Raw genomic sequence first — 14,844 nt, 5'->3', positions numbered from 1 at the left:
TGAATAATTCGCACCTGGGAGATACAGAGCAAAAACAATTCCTAATTCCTAACTCCAAAACACTTGACAAGTAGAAAAAAAATAGTGATAATAGCAAAGTTGCCAAACAAGGGACTGTAGTTCAATTGGTTAGAGCACCGCCCTGTCACGGCGGAAGTTGCGGGTTCGAGCCCCGTCAGTCCCGTTCTAAATTTATGAGTAGCATATCACCGAACTTAGATGATATGGAATTTTGAATTACCCGAAGAGGCTGATTCAGGGTTTAAATATAAGCTAGATTTATCATGCTTTGCGAAAGAGAGAATTAACTGTGACTGTTAGAGTCCGTATTGCACCGAGTCCAACTGGAAATTTACATATTGGTACAGCTAGAACGGCTGTATTCAACTGGTTATTTGCCCGTCACCACGGCGGGAAGTTTATACTGCGAATAGAAGATACAGATTTAGAGCGATCGCGTCCCGAATACACCGACAATATTCTTGAAGGATTGCGCTGGCTAGGACTTAACTGGGATGAAGGGCCATTTTTCCAATCCCAACGCCTGGATATTTATAAAGAAGCAGTAGAAAAACTGCTAGATCGAGGATTAGCCTATCGCTGCTACACTACTTCCGAAGAACTAGAAGCGCTCAGAGAAGCTCAAAAAGCTAGAGGTGAAGCACCTCGCTATGACAACCGTCACCGTAACCTCACCCCAGAACAACGCGCTGCTTTTGAAGCAGAAGGTCGCTCCTCTGTGATTCGCTTTAAAATCGAAGACGATCGCGAAATTATCTGGAACGATCTAGTCAGGGGAAAGATGTCTTGGCGAGGTAGCGATTTAGGTGGTGATATGGTCATCGCCCGCGCTTCAGAAGAGGGTAGTGGTCAACCTTTATACAACTTCGTAGTTGTAGTGGATGACATTGATATGCAAATCACCCACGTCATTCGCGGAGAAGACCACATCGCGAATACTGCCAAGCAAATTCTGCTGTATGAAGCAATGGGTGCAAAAATTCCAGAGTTTTCTCACACGCCATTGATTTTGAACATAGAAGGACGCAAGCTTTCTAAGCGAGATGGCGTTACTTCCATTTCTGACTTTAAGCAAATGGGCTTTACTGCTGAAGGTTTGGTAAATTACATGACATTGCTGGGTTGGTCGCCACCAGACTCGACGCAAGAAATATTTACCTTAGAAACAGCAGCCAAAGAATTTGGTTTTGAGCGCGTCAATAAAGCAGGGGCAAAGTTTGACTGGGACAAGCTGGATTGGTTGAACAGTCAGTATATCCACAACACTCCAGTAGATAAACTCACAGATTTACTCATCCCCTATTGGCAAGCGGCTGGGTATAAATTTGATGGTGGAAGAGAACGCCCCTGGTTAGAACAGCTAGTAACTTTAATTAGCCAGAGTTTGACTCGCCTGGTAGATGGAGTAGCTCAAAGCCAATTGTTTTTTAACGACACAGTTAAATTTAGCGACGAAGGCAGTACACAACTAAAGCAAGAAGGTTCTACTGCTGTTCTTGAAGCGATTGTCACAGCTTTAGAAAATCAGCCACAACTGTCAGAAGCCGCCGCTCAGGAGATTATTAAACAAGTTGTGAAAGAGCAGAAAGTCAAAAAAGGCTTAGTAATGCGATCGCTCCGAGCAGCTTTAACTGGAGATGTTCATGGCCCCGACTTAATCCAATCTTGGTTACTACTAAATCAGATTGGTTTAGATCAGCCGCGCTTGAGTAAAGCGATAACGGAAGCTAAATAGCGATTATTTCCAGATTTTAGAAATATTTTAGATTTTAGGGGCGCACAAACGTGTGCCCCTATCCATAGGGTAAAGCAACTATGGGAACAGGAAATCATTGACTAATTACTAATGAATTATCCTCAATTTCACATCTAAAATAGTTAGTCAATTCTCCTCATGTTGGGAACTTGGTGTGTAAAATTAATGTCTTCAAAAACACTTAGAAGCGAACGTAATTACAATGCCGACAAAAGCGCTCAATAGAGGGATGAGATTATCGTTCATGATAGTTACGCTCTTCATCACATTGACAGTTAATGCTGCGGTTGATGCTCAGGAAGCGCCAACGATATTTGGAGATGTCACCATTAGTCCTCAGTTTTCACCTGACCCCCTGACAGTTCGCGGGATGAGTGGTGGCTCAATATCTGGGAGTCAAGTAGGTGGGAGAAGCGAAACAGCCACCGGCCCTTGTACTGGATTTGTTGATGAAACACCAGACCACACATTAGCGTTAACAAGTAAATTTGACTACCTGAAGTTGCAAGTGCAAAGTCCTGAAGACACCACCATGATTATCAAAGGGCCTGGTGGTACTTGGTGTAATGACGATTTTGATGGCAAAAATGCTGGCATTGTTGGTGAATGGCTACCTGGAAGTTACCAAATTTGGGTTGGTTCCTACGAAAAAGGCAAGTATCTTCCTTACACTCTAAAAATTACAGAAGTAAAGTAGGGCATTGGGCATTACCGCAAGGCGGAAGTCAAAAGTCAAAAGTCAAAAGTTTTGTATATCAAGGCTTTTGCAGGGCATTGGGCATTGGTTATTTTCCTTGTCTCCCTCATCTCCCCTACTTTCCCTAGTCATGATTGAAAGCGGCTTAAACGATACCAGGAGTATTCTGGAGAAATTTTCTTTGTCTTTGCATCCCGTTGCGCTCCCTTTTCTCGTGCGATATTGTATTAAAATTAAGTTAACTTTGATTAAGATTCTTGTTGGCATCGCCATAATGCTCTAATTGCCTTATGGCAGTGTATGTAAGAGATCAAATTAAACAAAATGGATTTATAAGCATCCGTTTAACAGCTTAAAGTGACAGAGTGATCAACATTCAGTTACTAGAGCTAACGAGTTGTATAGGCATCTAGAGGCAAATTAAAATGAAATTCTCTTGGAAAGTCGTAGCACTCTGGACGTTGCCGGCTTTGGTAATTGGCTTTTTCTTCTGGCAAGGGGCGTTTGCAGGCGCTCCTGCTGACATGAGCAAGAATGCAGCCAATACTCGCATGACTTATGGTCGCTTTCTAGAATACTTGAACAGCGATCGCGTCAGCAGTGTGGATCTTTACGAAGGCGGTAGGACGGCAATTATAGAAGCCCGCGATCCAGACATCGAAAATCGTGTCCAAAGGTGGCGTGTAGATTTGCCTATTAACGCTCCTGAGTTAATTAGCAAGCTCAAAGAAAAAGCCATTAGTTTTGATGCTCACCCCATGCGGAATGATGGCGCAATTTGGGGATTGTTGGGTAATCTCATCTTTCCAGTTTTATTGATTACTGGGTTGTTCTTTTTGTTCCGGCGTTCTAGCAACCTCCCCGGCGGTCCAGGTCAAGCAATGAACTTCGGCAAATCCAAAGCACGTTTTCAAATGGAGGCAAAAACCGGAGTCAAATTTGACGACGTAGCCGGGATCGAAGAAGCTAAGGAAGAACTGCAAGAAGTTGTCACCTTCCTGAAGCAGCCAGAAAGATTTACGGCTGTGGGCGCACGGATTCCCAAAGGAGTGCTGTTAGTTGGGCCTCCTGGAACTGGTAAAACTTTACTAGCAAAAGCGATCGCAGGTGAAGCAGGCGTACCTTTCTTCAGTATTTCTGGTTCAGAATTTGTGGAAATGTTCGTTGGTGTGGGTGCATCCCGCGTCCGCGATTTGTTCAAGAAAGCTAAAGATAACGCCCCCTGTATCATCTTCATCGATGAAATTGACGCTGTAGGACGGCAACGGGGCGCTGGTATCGGTGGCGGTAATGATGAGAGAGAGCAAACCCTTAACCAGTTGCTCACCGAAATGGACGGGTTTGAAGGTAATACAGGCATCATTATTATTGCTGCTACCAACCGTCCCGACGTACTAGACTCAGCCTTGTTGCGTCCCGGTCGCTTTGACCGCCAAGTAACAGTCGATGCACCCGATATCAAAGGGCGTTTGGAAATCTTGCAAGTCCATGCGCGGAATAAGAAATTAGACCCTAGTGTATCTTTAGATGCGATCGCTCGCCGAACTCCTGGATTCACTGGTGCTGATTTAGCCAACTTACTCAACGAAGGGGCTATTCTCACTGCTAGAAGACGTAAAGAAGCGATCACCCTCCGCGAAATTGATGATGCAGTGGATCGGGTAGTAGCTGGGATGGAAGGCACTCCCTTGGTAGATAGCAAGAGCAAGCGCTTAATTGCCTACCACGAAATCGGACACGCTTTGGTTGGGACTTTGTTAAAAGACCATGACCCAGTACAGAAAGTTACCTTAATCCCACGGGGACAAGCACAGGGTTTAACTTGGTTTACGCCCAACGAAGAACAGGGGTTAATTTCTCGTTCTCAGTTGAAAGCCAGAATTACTGGTGCTTTAGGTGGTCGCGCCGCTGAAGAGGTGATTTTTGGAGCTGCGGAAGTCACAACTGGCGCTGGTGGGGACTTGCAGCAACTATCGGGAATGGCCCGGCAGATGGTAACTCGTTTCGGGATGTCCGACTTAGGCCCACTGTCGTTAGAAAGCCAGCAGGGAGAAGTATTCTTGGGTCGTGACTGGACAACCCGATCTGAGTATTCTGAATCCATCGCTTCCCGCATTGATGGACAAGTCAGGGAAATTGTTGAGCAGTGCTACGACAATGCTAAGAAGATCATCCGTGACCATCGCACTGTCACCGATCGCTTAGTAGATTTGCTCATCGAAAAGGAAACTATTGATGGCGAAGAATTCCGCCAGATTGTAGCTGAGTACGCTGAAGTACCTGAGAAGCAACAGTACGTACCGCAACTGTAAAGTTGACTCTTTTTTGGATACCATCTGGAATAAGAGTAAAGTAACAAAAAATAAAATGGGGATGGCGCATACCATCCCTATTTTTTTACGATTTTTCAGTGTTAGGAAGTTTTTAATTTTAAAATTATCAAAATTTATGAACCCATAAATTCTATAATAATCCTTGTTTTTTCAACTTAGCTAGCGCATCTTCAGCAGCAGCTTTTTCTGCCTCTTTTTTATTGCGTCCCTTGCCTTCTCCGTAAATTTTTTCATCCACCAAAACTTTGGCGATGAATTCTGGCGCATGGGAAGGGCCTCCTATTTGGTCTGTGAAATATTTGGGGGGATTTGGAGTAACGTTGCGTTGTACCCATTCTTGAAAGCGATTTTTTGAGTCTACATTAGAACGAGACACAATTATATGCTTAGGATCAACAGAATCAAATAGTGGTTCTATAATTGCGCGAACTGTTTCAATATTGGACTGATTATCCAAATAGTAAGCACCAAGAACTGCTTCAAAGGTACTACTGAGCAAATTAGGATTTTGGTAGCCTCCATCTCGAATTGCGCCTTTTCCTAACCGCATCCTAAAGTCTAAACCTACCTCTTCAGCAAACTTTGCCAATTGCTTTTCATCTACTAGCGCTGAACGCCGCCGGGTTAATTCATCTTCTCCCATTTCTGCATGACGACCATAGAGATATTCGCCACTTAAAAAATTCAGCAAAGCATCACCAAGGAATTCTAGGCGTTCATTATGTTCGCCTTCTCCGGGGTTTTCATGGACATAAGAACGGTGGGTAAGCGCACGGCGTAGAAGTTTTTCATCATGGAATATTAGAAGTCTGTGCATTTTTATATTGTGTTTTGTTGCAAAAAGAGACTGTTGGGAAACTTTACAAGTATTGCTTTTTACAGACAGAAAAAAACCGCAAATCGCGGTGTCTTGGTAAAACCCAGTTGAATAGAAACTGGGTTTTTCAAAGGTATTTTAGGCAGCCAGTATATCTAATTCAGTTAAAAATAACTCCTGATTTTGCTTTCGGACTTTGCCATCTTTTACAGCAACATCAATAAACTGGCTAAAACTCTTAAATTTCTTGCCATCATCTGTAGAAATAGATAAGTATCCTTGATAGTTAGCACAACCTTGACGCATCAATTTATCAATGCGACCAAATACGGTAGACTTACCTTGGCTTGAGGCAGTTTTGATAGCTTCAATTAGACACCCTACAGCCTCATTGTAATTAATCTGAGACACAAGGGAAATAATTGGAGGCTGATTTTTATCGCTAATTAATCGGGATAAATCTTCTAAAAAGTAAAATTCATTAGCCAATCCTTTAAGCTTTTGTTTTACATTACCTATTTGAGCAAGGATAATAGCTTGTTTCCCTAATTTTTGCAGATTATGAACCAATTTTACAAAGTCTCCATCTCCTGATATGAGCATAATTTTATCTGGAGACATATTACTGTGAATCTCCTCTAAGCAGTCGGCTATTAATTGGTTATCTGCACTATTTTTTAAAGGACAGGGAACATTAACACAGTTAAAACCAAGATTGCCTAAATCATCCTTTACAGCAGTTTGATCTTCACGCTGTGAATTGTAGTAGACATTTATGCTAATTACACACCCTTTGGATTGGGCTAAATCCAGCAATGATTTAGCCTGAGATGGACTTAATTTAGCGTTTTGATAATCCCAATAAATGGAAAGTAGAGGTAGCTGCTGGCTTGTTTGTTTTTTGGAAGATTGATTAACGTGTGGCATTGTAATATATCCAGTATTCTTTGGTGAACTGGACAGCTTCAACAAATTACACATCTAGCAGTAGTAGAACTTTAAAGGAGGAATTTGTACTCAAAAAGTACTTCACTGCTATAAAGCTCTCTACCGTCACGTTCTTTTGGTTCAAGTCTCAGCCGTAGAATTCCTGGCTTCCTACCAAGTTTCGCGTCATCCTTTCCCCTGAACATTCATCCAAACATCTTGTCTTCCCGTTGAAAGTCTAGTCAATCAGTTGACTTGACATTGGGCTGATATATTCAGCCGAAGGGATAACACGAAGCTCGGCAGGAAACTAGGAATTCTGCTGCTGAGACAACACCAAAAACCTGCGCTTTAGAGTGCGGTTATTTTGCTGTCTTAAGTACACATTGTCATATCTGATGCTCGATGTCAATATAGTTATTTATGAAGATTTCGTAAAAGCATAGCACCTTGTCGTAAGACATCGCCTGCCATTTATCAACTTTAAAAATCATCTATAGTATTATTTCAAAACCAGCATTTATTTAAATAATATCTTAGCTAATAAATAATTTATGGCTTGTTTTGCGCGATCGCACTATACAAAATACCTAAAATTCTCTTAATATCCTTAATATAATATTCACTCAAATCAATCGAAACTACATTACCTTCAAGCTTGAGAAATTGCCAGATAGTACCGATAGTAACAGCACCATATATAGCTTTGATTTGATTTCCACCTCTCTCATTAAATAATTGGGCAGCTACCATTTCGGCAATACATTGTGCTAAACCAGACCTCAAATTCTCATTTTTACTTTCTACTAAGACAATCACCGGACTACGTACAAGCAGCTGCTCCGAAGAAAGACTCAAAATAAAATCACAAAAGCCGTTTAATCCTCGCTGGCTATCAACAGTAAAATCAACTCCAGAAAAAAAACTTATTTTATAATTAAACTTGCGTCTAATTTCTAATAAAATTGGACTAATTATCATTTCACTTCGAGCTTTCTCTGAACTTATCGCTACCGCTAAATCAACATTTTCTTTAAGTATAGTAGATAATAAATTACTGCCTTCTTGCTCCTGCACAGTCGCAAATAATCCAGATGACTCGTGGATAACTAACCCAAAGGAATCAATAACTTCAATAAGTTTAAAATCACTATAAGCCATAAAACTTACTCTTTTATCTTATGACTGAATTCTATAACAAAGTTTAAAAGTTCAGCTTTGGTGGAAACACCCTAGCTAAATCAAGAGATAAGTCAGGGAAACAAGGAAAATTTATTACCTCATTTGACAAGAAAATTCGCTTATTTGAATAACCATATCTGCCTTGATTATCCTGATATGGTTCACTGTAAGCTTCCAAATAATTATCCAATAAATTGAATATCCAATAATAAGTAATACCTGCTTTAGCATAGAGAGGTATTTTCACATCTTGGTCATAGCCTAAAGAAGAATCTGAAACCTCCATTACCAAAAACACATCAGCAGGTTTAGGATGAGCCGATAGATAATCATCAGCACGGTTTTGAAGAATCGCAAAATCTGGTTCAGGTTCACTGTTAGGTGGCAAAGCAATCGGGGCTTGAGATTGCAAAGTGGCCTTGTCTCCCAGTATTTTGGGGAGTTCCTTCCACAGTTTTCTTAAACAAGTTTCATGGGCTGTACCTTTGGATGCCATTTCAATAATTTCCCCGTTGATTAATTCAATGTGGTCATCTTCATGGAAAAAGCCCAATTCTCCAAGCCTGTGGTATTCATCCAGTGTGAAGCGTTTAGCCTGAGCAATACTCATAACCTTACCTTTCTCTGATTGCGATAATACTTATTCTAAATGTGTCAGAAATTGGTATGCTAAAGGCCGAGACTCGCTATGAAAGCAAACAATGCCTGCGCCCACTATCAACCCTACTATCACTGCTTTTCCCTTGACAGCCGTAATCGGTCAAGAAGCAATTAAATTAGCCTTGCTATTAGCCGCAGTCGATCCTGGTTTGGGAGGAGTAGCGATCGCAGGTCGTCGCGGTACGGCAAAATCTGTAATGGCTCGTGCTATCCACGCTCTACTACCGCCGATTGAAGTTGTCAAAAGTTCAATCAGCAATTGTGATCCCAATCACCCTGAAGAATGGGACGATCAACTTTTGGCGGAGTACGCAGACAAAGATATTCAAGATGTTCCCGTCGAAATTATTCCCGCACCTTTTTTGCAAATCCCTCTAGGTATTACAGAAGACCGACTCCTCGGTTCAGTGGATGTGGAAAAGTCGGTAAAACAAGGTGATACCATTTTTCAGCCGGGATTACTCGCTACAGCAAACCGAGGTGTACTGTACGTAGACGAAATTAATTTATTAGATGACCAAATATCAAATCAGCTTCTAACAGTATTATCTGAGGGACGCAACCAGATTGAACGGGAAGGGATTAGTTTTCAGCATCCGTGTAAATCCTTATTTATTGCCACCTACAATCCAGAAGAAGGCGGATTACGGGAGCATTTGCTAGATAGAATTGCGATCGCACTCTCTGCTGATGGTGTACTCGGCTTAGATCAAAGAGTAGCAGCAGTTGAGGTTGCGATCGCTTATTCTAAATCTCCCCAAGACTTCCTCAAGCAGTACAACGAAGACTTAGACTCCCTCAAAACCCAAATCATCTTGGCACGGGAATGGTTGAAAGAAGTAATCATCACCCATGAACAAATTGCTTACTTGGTGGATGAAGCCATTCGCGGCGGAGTTCAGGGACATCGCGCCGAGTTATTCGCCACGCGGGTTGCCAAGGCGGCGGCGGCTTTGGAGGGACGAACAACAGTGAATGCCGAAGATTTGCGCCGTGCTGTGGAATTGGTAATTGTACCACGTGCCACAATTGTGCAGACACCACCACCAGAACAACAAGCACCACCTCCGCCTCCGTCTCCACCAGAGAATCAAGAAGAACCTCCAGACGAATCAGAAGAGGAAGAACAAGAAGAACAGGAAGAAAATCAAGAGCAAGAACCGCCCAGCATCCCGGAAGAGTTTATCTTTGATCCGGAAGGGGTAATTATTGATGACAGCGTGCTTTACTTTACTCAAATGGCGAAGCGGCAAGGTAAATCTGGTAGTCGCAGTGTCATCTTTTCTGATGACAGAGGACGCTACATTAAGCCAATGTTGCCCAAGGGAAAAGCGCGACGCATTGCAGTAGATGCCACCCTGAGAGCAGCGGCTCCTTATCAAAAAGCACGAAGAGAAAGACACCCAGATAGAAAAGTTATTGTCGAACAACCTGATATTCGCTCGAAACGCCTGGTACGCAAAGCAGGGGCGTTGGTAGTATTTGTGGTAGATGCTTCTGGCTCAATGGCCTTGAATCGAATGCAATCGGCTAAAGGTGCGGTGATGCAACTGTTGACAGAAGCTTATCAAAACCGCGACCAAATAGCATTAATTCCCTTCCGAGGAGAACAGGCAGAGGTATTATTGCCTCCAACACGTTCTATTGCTTTGGCGCGTAACCGTTTGGAAAGGTTGCCCTGTGGTGGGGGTTCGCCCTTAGCGCATGGTTTAACCCAAGCTGTGCGCGTTGGCTTAAATGCTCAGATGAGTGGAGATATTGGGCAAGTTGTCCTTGTAGCAATCACCGATGGGCGGGGTAATATTCCCTTAGCGCGTTCTTTAGGTGAACAGCTAGAACCAGGAGAAAAACCGGATATCAAAGGAGAATTATTAGAAATTGCTGCCAGAATCCGGGCTTTGGGGATGCAACTATTAGTAATTGATACAGAAAGTAAATTTGTGTCCACGGGCTTTGCTAAGGAATTATCGCAAACAGCAGGCGGTAAATATTATCATTTGCCGAAAGCGACAGACCAAGCTATTGCTGCCATGACCAAAGGTGCGATCGCTGATTTAAAATCTAGATAATTTAGTCATTTGTCATTAGTCATTGGTCATTGGATTTTTGACTCAACACGACTACGATCCGGTGGGCATTACTTGTGGTTGTAAATAGCAAATCAAATCTTGAATTCCCTTTTGTAGATACCGCGTTACTGTCATTGGACTAGTACCAATATTTTTAGCAGCATCCTTGCGAGAAAGTTCCTTTAAAAATACCATTTCAACTGCCATGCGGGGCTTTTCTTCCAACATATTTATTGCGCCTTGGAGTTGTTGGCGTTCTTCTTCTTGTTGCAGAAGCACATGAGAACGAGGACAAGGAAGTGCCTCACCCAAGGTTATTTGGCAATCAACATAGTTAACTGCGGTTGCATCTAAACTCAAAGGCATCCGGTTTTGAGCAGCTAACTTGGTTTCTTGCCATTCTTGGACAGATACCCGGAGTTGGTTAGCAATTTCAGCATCCTTGGGCGGGCGGCCTAAAGAGATTGATAAGTCCTTGCGAATCTTCTGTCCTTCATTGTATAATTCTTGCCAACGACGGGGAATTTTTAATAGAGTACTGCGATCGCGCAAAAAGTGCAGCATCTCACCGCGAATATATGGCACAGCAAAAGAACTAAAAGCATATCCTTGGCTAGGGTCGAAGCGCTCAATTGCCCTAATCAAACCAAAATAACCGATTTGTTCTAAATCTTCATAAGGTTCATTACATTGATGGCTGAATTTATGAGCCATCTTGCGTACTAAGCCAGTATGTAACTGTACAAGTTTATTACGAAGTTTAATAGAAGGATTCTGGTGGTACAAGTGTAATAATTCGATACCATCAGTTCGTAAAGAGGACTCACTTGTTGCCATATACATTCCTTTGTTGTAACTCCTATTTTTGAGAAAATGGAGTTGCGTATATTTTCTTCTAAGCTGTCATTATTTTCGTTAGTCAAGGCAGAATAAGCCATCGTCGTTTCACTGAACTTATCAGGAGTCGAACTCTACAATTCAGTATTTGTACGCATGATTTTGTGAACCTCTCTATTACAGGTTATTTTTGCTTTTTATATAACTGTTTTGGTAACAAAACTAAATCCGTGGCTGTTAACCCCAAAGATTGGTAAGAATAGGAATAAGCAGAAGTTTTCCTAAAAAACAGTTTTTCAATATGAGCAATACCAGTAATTTTCGTGAAGCTATCCGTGAGGCTAAATCTCACGCCCTTGTTGGTCCAAATGTGATTGCTAACGCCCTCCCCTACGTCGGTGGTGGACTGGTGCTAACGGCATTAGGAACCTACGGCGGTTTGGGAATTATCCGTACTAACCCCGAAATATTCTTTCCCACCTTCATTGGTGCGGTGATTTTGGAGTTAATTTTGTTCTTTGTTGCCCAAAATGTTGCCCAAAAAGGTAATAAGGGACTTGCACTACCCCTGTTGGCAACCTACAGCCTCTTGTCTGGATACACCCTCAGTGGCTTGGTGTATGTCGCCTTGAGATCCCAAGGTGTTGGCATTCAAGGCATTGGCTTGGCTGCCCTTGGTTGTGGTGTCACCTTTATTGCTGCCCGTCAAATTGGTTCAAATCTCTCTGAACAAGACGGTATGGCTTTGACGAAAACCATCAATCTCGGTGTCATTGCCTTGGTGGTTGTATGCATTGCCCAATTCGGGTTTGCCATGTTTGGGGTTTACACGCCAAATTGGTTAGAAATCGCCATCTCCGGTTTAGGAGTATTCCTATTTGTTGGGGTTTCTGTTGTCGATTTCTACATCTTGCCCCGCACTTACAGCGATGACCAATATCTGCCTGCTGCTTTGTCGATGTACCTTACTTACATCAACTTGTTTGTCTTTATTTTGCGGTTGCTAATTGCCATAAATGGCCGCGATTAACTGGCTGTAGGCGCTAATAGAAGTAAAGTTTTATAAAGTAAAAACCGTGGTTAAATTTTTAGCAACCACGGTTTTTTTCATTTGTTTAACAGTAGAATATGTAGATAAGTTAAGCCTCAAGTGAGCAAAACTATGCTTGAATTCTTAAATATCAAACGCGAAGTAGAAAGGTTATCTAATATCTTGACCAAGGCTGAAGGCTGTCTTTGACCTTCCAGAAGTGTGTGCAAGAATTGAAGAGTTGAATCAATTGATTTCTCAAGCTACTTTCTGGCATAATTCTGTCACTTTCTATCAGATACTTCAAGAAATTGAATTCCTCAACGCTACAAAGAAAAAATATCAGCGATCGCACTTCATTCTAGAAGATATTAAGGCTGCACTAGAACTACTAGAATTATCTGCTGATGAGGAATTATTGCAAGAGGCACAAACCAACCTTACCCAACTCCAGCAAGAACTCGAAACAGTAGAAATACAACAATTGATGTCCGACCCCTGCGACCAAAAGGGGGCATTCTTGGCAATGGCGGCTGAGGTTGGAGGTATAGATGCCCAAGACTGGGCAGCGATGTTATTGCGGCTATACCATCGTTGGGCAGTAAATCAGAATCATAAAGTATATCTAGTGGAAGAGTCAGAGGGTGATTTAGGAGGAGTCAAACATGCCACCCTAGAAATTATAGGGCTTTATGCTTATGGCTGACTAAAATCGGAACAAGGAACTCATGCAAGAATAGAGCGAATTTCTCCTGTTCATGGCAATGGCAGGCGGCATACTTGCCTAGCTAGTGTAGAAGTCAGCCCTATGTTAGATGAGTCTATTGATTTTGAGATTCCAGAGAAGGAACTGGAAATTACTTGTTATCGCCATCGGGGGAATGTCAACCGAACAGAAACATGGGTAAAGATGGTTCACATTCCTACTGGGATTAGTGTATTTTGTAACCAAGAGCGTAGCCAGATGCAAAACAAAGAGAAAGCCTTAGCTATTCTCAAGAGTAAATTGTTTGCGATCGCACTAGCCCAAGGTGTCCAGCAAGTTGACAAAATTCAACCCCGACAGATAAAATTTTTATCCAACAAGCTCATCCGTGAATATATCTTGCATCCTTACACCAAGGTGAAAGATTTACGTACCAATGTAGAAACACCTGCGGCGGCAGAAGTCTTGAACGGTAAAATTGATTTGTTTATCAAAGCCTATCTGCAACAGCTAAATAACACTACTTCAGTGACCCAAGAAGCGCTTGATAATTTCAAGTCAATTTTGTAACTTATAAAAAATTTGCCCAACTACAGCTAAAATCAAGAAACATAAGTAGAATAAAGAGCAATTTTGCAATCCAAAGCGCTCTATCTATCATTCAGCAAGCACTATGGAAGTTTTAGAACTCAAACGCGAAATCGAAACGTTGTCTGGCCGCCTGGGTAAAACCCAGGAGTATCTTTGACGTACCTGCACTGACAGCCAAAATTCAAGACCTCGAAAAAATATCAGCACAGCCAGAATTTTGGGATAACCAAACCCAAGCCCAACAAACTCTGCAAGAACTCAATGACCTGAAAGCCCACCTCCAGCAATATGATCGCTGGCACACCAATCTAGAAGATACTAAGGCAGTTGTTGAGTTGTTAGAGTTAGAAACCGATGAGGCACTACTCCAAGAAGCAGAATCTACCATCAGTAAACTCAATCGTGACCTGGATCAGTGGGAATTACAACAGTTACTTTCCGGCCCCTATGATGCAGAAGGTGCTGTACTGACGATTAGTGCTGGTGCTGGTGGCACAGATGCTCAAGACTGGGCATTTATGCTGATGCGGATGTACACTCGTTGGGGCGAAGCTCATGGCTATAAGGTAACTTTAGCTGAAGAGTCGGAGGGTGATGAAGCCGGAATTAAATCGGCAACCCTAGAAATTACTGGTCGCTATGCTTATGGTTACTTGCGATCGGAAATGGGTACACATCGCTTAGTGCGGATTTCACCTTTTAATGCCAACGGTAAGCGACAAACAAGTTTTGCAGGGGTGGAAGTGATGCCGCAGATTGATAACTCTGTGCAATTGGATATTCCAGACAAAGATTTGGACATCACCACAACTCGGTCTGGTGGCAAAGGTGGGCAAAACGTCAACAAAGTAGAAACTGCGGTGCGGATTGTTCACATTCCCACGGGTCTTGCCGTGCGCTGTACAGAGGAGCGATCGCAGCTGCAAAATAAAGAGAAAGCCCTAAATCGTCTCAAAGCAAAGCTGTTAGTCATAGCCAAGGAGCAACGTGCCCAAGAAATTGCCGAAATTCGTGGCGATATGGTGGAAGCCTCCTGGGGCAACCAAATCCGTAACTATGTGTTTCACCCTTACCAAATGGTGAAAGACTTGCGTACAAACACAGAAACAACAGCGATTGGCGATGTAATGAATGGCGAACTTGATACATTCATCCAAGCTTATCTGCGCCAAGAAAATAAACTAGTAGAAAACACTCCGGCATAATTGCGAGCTAGCA

At 42.5% G+C, this 14,844-nt stretch carries 11 protein-coding genes, 1 tRNA gene and 1 pseudogene; 8 read left to right on the top strand and 5 right to left on the bottom strand.

The window, feature by feature from the left end; translation table 11 throughout:
* The first annotated feature begins 110 nt into the window (after positions 1-110).
* The 4 genes from NLP_RS01160 to ftsH2 all read left to right on the top strand — a co-directional run bounded on the left by NLP_RS01160 (position 111) and on the right by ftsH2 (position 4,786).
* Positions 111-184, top strand: a tRNA-Asp gene (locus tag NLP_RS01160).
* A 126-nt stretch (positions 185-310) separates the two neighbouring features.
* Positions 311-1,756, top strand: a complete 1,446-nt coding sequence (gene gltX, locus NLP_RS01155; RefSeq protein ID WP_104904785.1) for a glutamate--tRNA ligase — start codon at positions 311-313, stop codon at positions 1,754-1,756.
* Positions 1,757-1,979: 223 nt separating this feature from the next.
* Positions 1,980-2,474, top strand: a complete 495-nt coding sequence (locus tag NLP_RS01150) for a hypothetical protein (protein WP_199784734.1) — start codon at positions 1,980-1,982, stop codon at positions 2,472-2,474.
* A 425-nt stretch (positions 2,475-2,899) separates the two neighbouring features.
* Positions 2,900-4,786, top strand: a complete 1,887-nt coding sequence (gene ftsH2 / locus NLP_RS01140; RefSeq protein ID WP_104904782.1) for an ATP-dependent zinc metalloprotease FtsH2 — start codon at positions 2,900-2,902, stop codon at positions 4,784-4,786.
* Positions 4,787-4,937: 151 nt separating this feature from the next.
* Here ftsH2 and rnc read toward each other — a convergent pair whose 3' ends face one another.
* The 4 genes from rnc to NLP_RS01120 form a co-directional block, all read right to left on the bottom strand.
* Positions 4,938-5,624, bottom strand: a complete 687-nt coding sequence (gene rnc, locus NLP_RS01135) for a ribonuclease III (RefSeq protein WP_104904781.1) — start codon at positions 5,622-5,624, stop codon at positions 4,938-4,940.
* A 138-nt stretch (positions 5,625-5,762) separates the two neighbouring features.
* Positions 5,763-6,551: an NYN domain-containing protein gene (locus NLP_RS01130; RefSeq protein ID WP_104909727.1), complete on the bottom strand. Its 789-nt coding sequence runs from the start codon at positions 6,549-6,551 to the stop codon at positions 5,763-5,765.
* A gap of 552 nt (positions 6,552-7,103) precedes the next feature.
* Positions 7,104-7,712, bottom strand: coding sequence for a hypothetical protein (locus NLP_RS01125; RefSeq protein ID WP_104904780.1), 609 nt, complete (start codon positions 7,710-7,712; stop codon positions 7,104-7,106).
* Between the two features lie 43 nt (positions 7,713-7,755).
* On the bottom strand, positions 7,756-8,343 hold the full coding sequence (locus NLP_RS01120) for a Uma2 family endonuclease (RefSeq protein ID WP_104904779.1): 588 nt from the start codon (positions 8,341-8,343) through the stop codon (positions 7,756-7,758).
* A gap of 91 nt (positions 8,344-8,434) precedes the next feature.
* On the opposite strand from NLP_RS01120, the gene bchD reads away from it, so the two are divergent.
* Complete coding sequence (gene bchD, locus NLP_RS01115; protein ID WP_104904778.1) at positions 8,435-10,462, top strand: magnesium chelatase ATPase subunit D; 2,028 nt, start codon at positions 8,435-8,437, stop codon at positions 10,460-10,462.
* A gap of 51 nt (positions 10,463-10,513) precedes the next feature.
* On the opposite strand, the gene NLP_RS01110 is transcribed toward bchD, so the two are convergent.
* On the bottom strand, positions 10,514-11,299 hold the full coding sequence (locus tag NLP_RS01110) for an RNA polymerase sigma factor SigF (RefSeq protein WP_104904777.1): 786 nt from the start codon (positions 11,297-11,299) through the stop codon (positions 10,514-10,516).
* 301 nt (positions 11,300-11,600) lie between these two features.
* On the opposite strand from NLP_RS01110, the gene NLP_RS01105 reads away from it, so the two are divergent.
* From NLP_RS01105 to prfB, 3 genes and pseudogenes are all read left to right on the top strand, one after another.
* Positions 11,601-12,329 (top strand): Bax inhibitor-1/YccA family protein, encoded by a 729-nt coding sequence (locus NLP_RS01105; protein ID WP_104904776.1) that lies wholly within the window; start codon positions 11,601-11,603, stop codon positions 12,327-12,329.
* Positions 12,330-12,461: 132 nt separating this feature from the next.
* A pseudogene (locus NLP_RS01100) lies at positions 12,462-13,605 on the top strand (PCRF domain-containing protein).
* 103 nt (positions 13,606-13,708) lie between these two features.
* A protein-coding gene (gene prfB / locus NLP_RS01095; RefSeq protein ID WP_158680245.1) for a peptide chain release factor 2 occupies positions 13,709-14,831 on the top strand; the annotation gives its coding sequence in 2 pieces (ribosomal slippage) (positions 13,709-13,780 and positions 13,782-14,831; 1,122 coding nt in all).
* Positions 14,832-14,844 lie beyond the last annotated feature (13 nt).

The organism is Nostoc sp. 'Lobaria pulmonaria (5183) cyanobiont', from assembly GCF_002949795.1.
Classification (GTDB): domain Bacteria; phylum Cyanobacteriota; class Cyanobacteriia; order Cyanobacteriales; family Nostocaceae; genus Nostoc.
This window is presented reverse-complemented; position numbering and strand designations above follow the sequence as displayed.

What these genes read in the sequence shown, in the direction of transcription:
- ftsH2 (WP_104904782.1), top strand. Translation starts at nt 2,900, where the DNA reads ATGAAATTCTCTTGGAAAGTCGTAGCACTCTGGACGTTGCCGGCTTTG.
- NLP_RS01120 (WP_104904779.1), bottom strand. Translation starts at nt 8,343, where the DNA reads ATGAGTATTGCTCAGGCTAAACGCTTCACACTGGATGAATACCACAGG.
- NLP_RS01110 (WP_104904777.1), bottom strand. Translation starts at nt 11,299, where the DNA reads ATGGCAACAAGTGAGTCCTCTTTACGAACTGATGGTATCGAATTATTA.
- bchD (WP_104904778.1), top strand. Translation starts at nt 8,435, where the DNA reads ATGCCTGCGCCCACTATCAACCCTACTATCACTGCTTTTCCCTTGACA.
- NLP_RS01150 (WP_199784734.1), top strand. Translation starts at nt 1,980, where the DNA reads ATGCCGACAAAAGCGCTCAATAGAGGGATGAGATTATCGTTCATGATA.
- NLP_RS01105 (WP_104904776.1), top strand. Translation starts at nt 11,601, where the DNA reads ATGAGCAATACCAGTAATTTTCGTGAAGCTATCCGTGAGGCTAAATCT.
- rnc (WP_104904781.1), bottom strand. Translation starts at nt 5,624, where the DNA reads ATGCACAGACTTCTAATATTCCATGATGAAAAACTTCTACGCCGTGCG.
- NLP_RS01125 (WP_104904780.1), bottom strand. Translation starts at nt 7,712, where the DNA reads ATGGCTTATAGTGATTTTAAACTTATTGAAGTTATTGATTCCTTTGGG.
- NLP_RS01130 (WP_104909727.1), bottom strand. Translation starts at nt 6,551, where the DNA reads ATGCCACACGTTAATCAATCTTCCAAAAAACAAACAAGCCAGCAGCTA.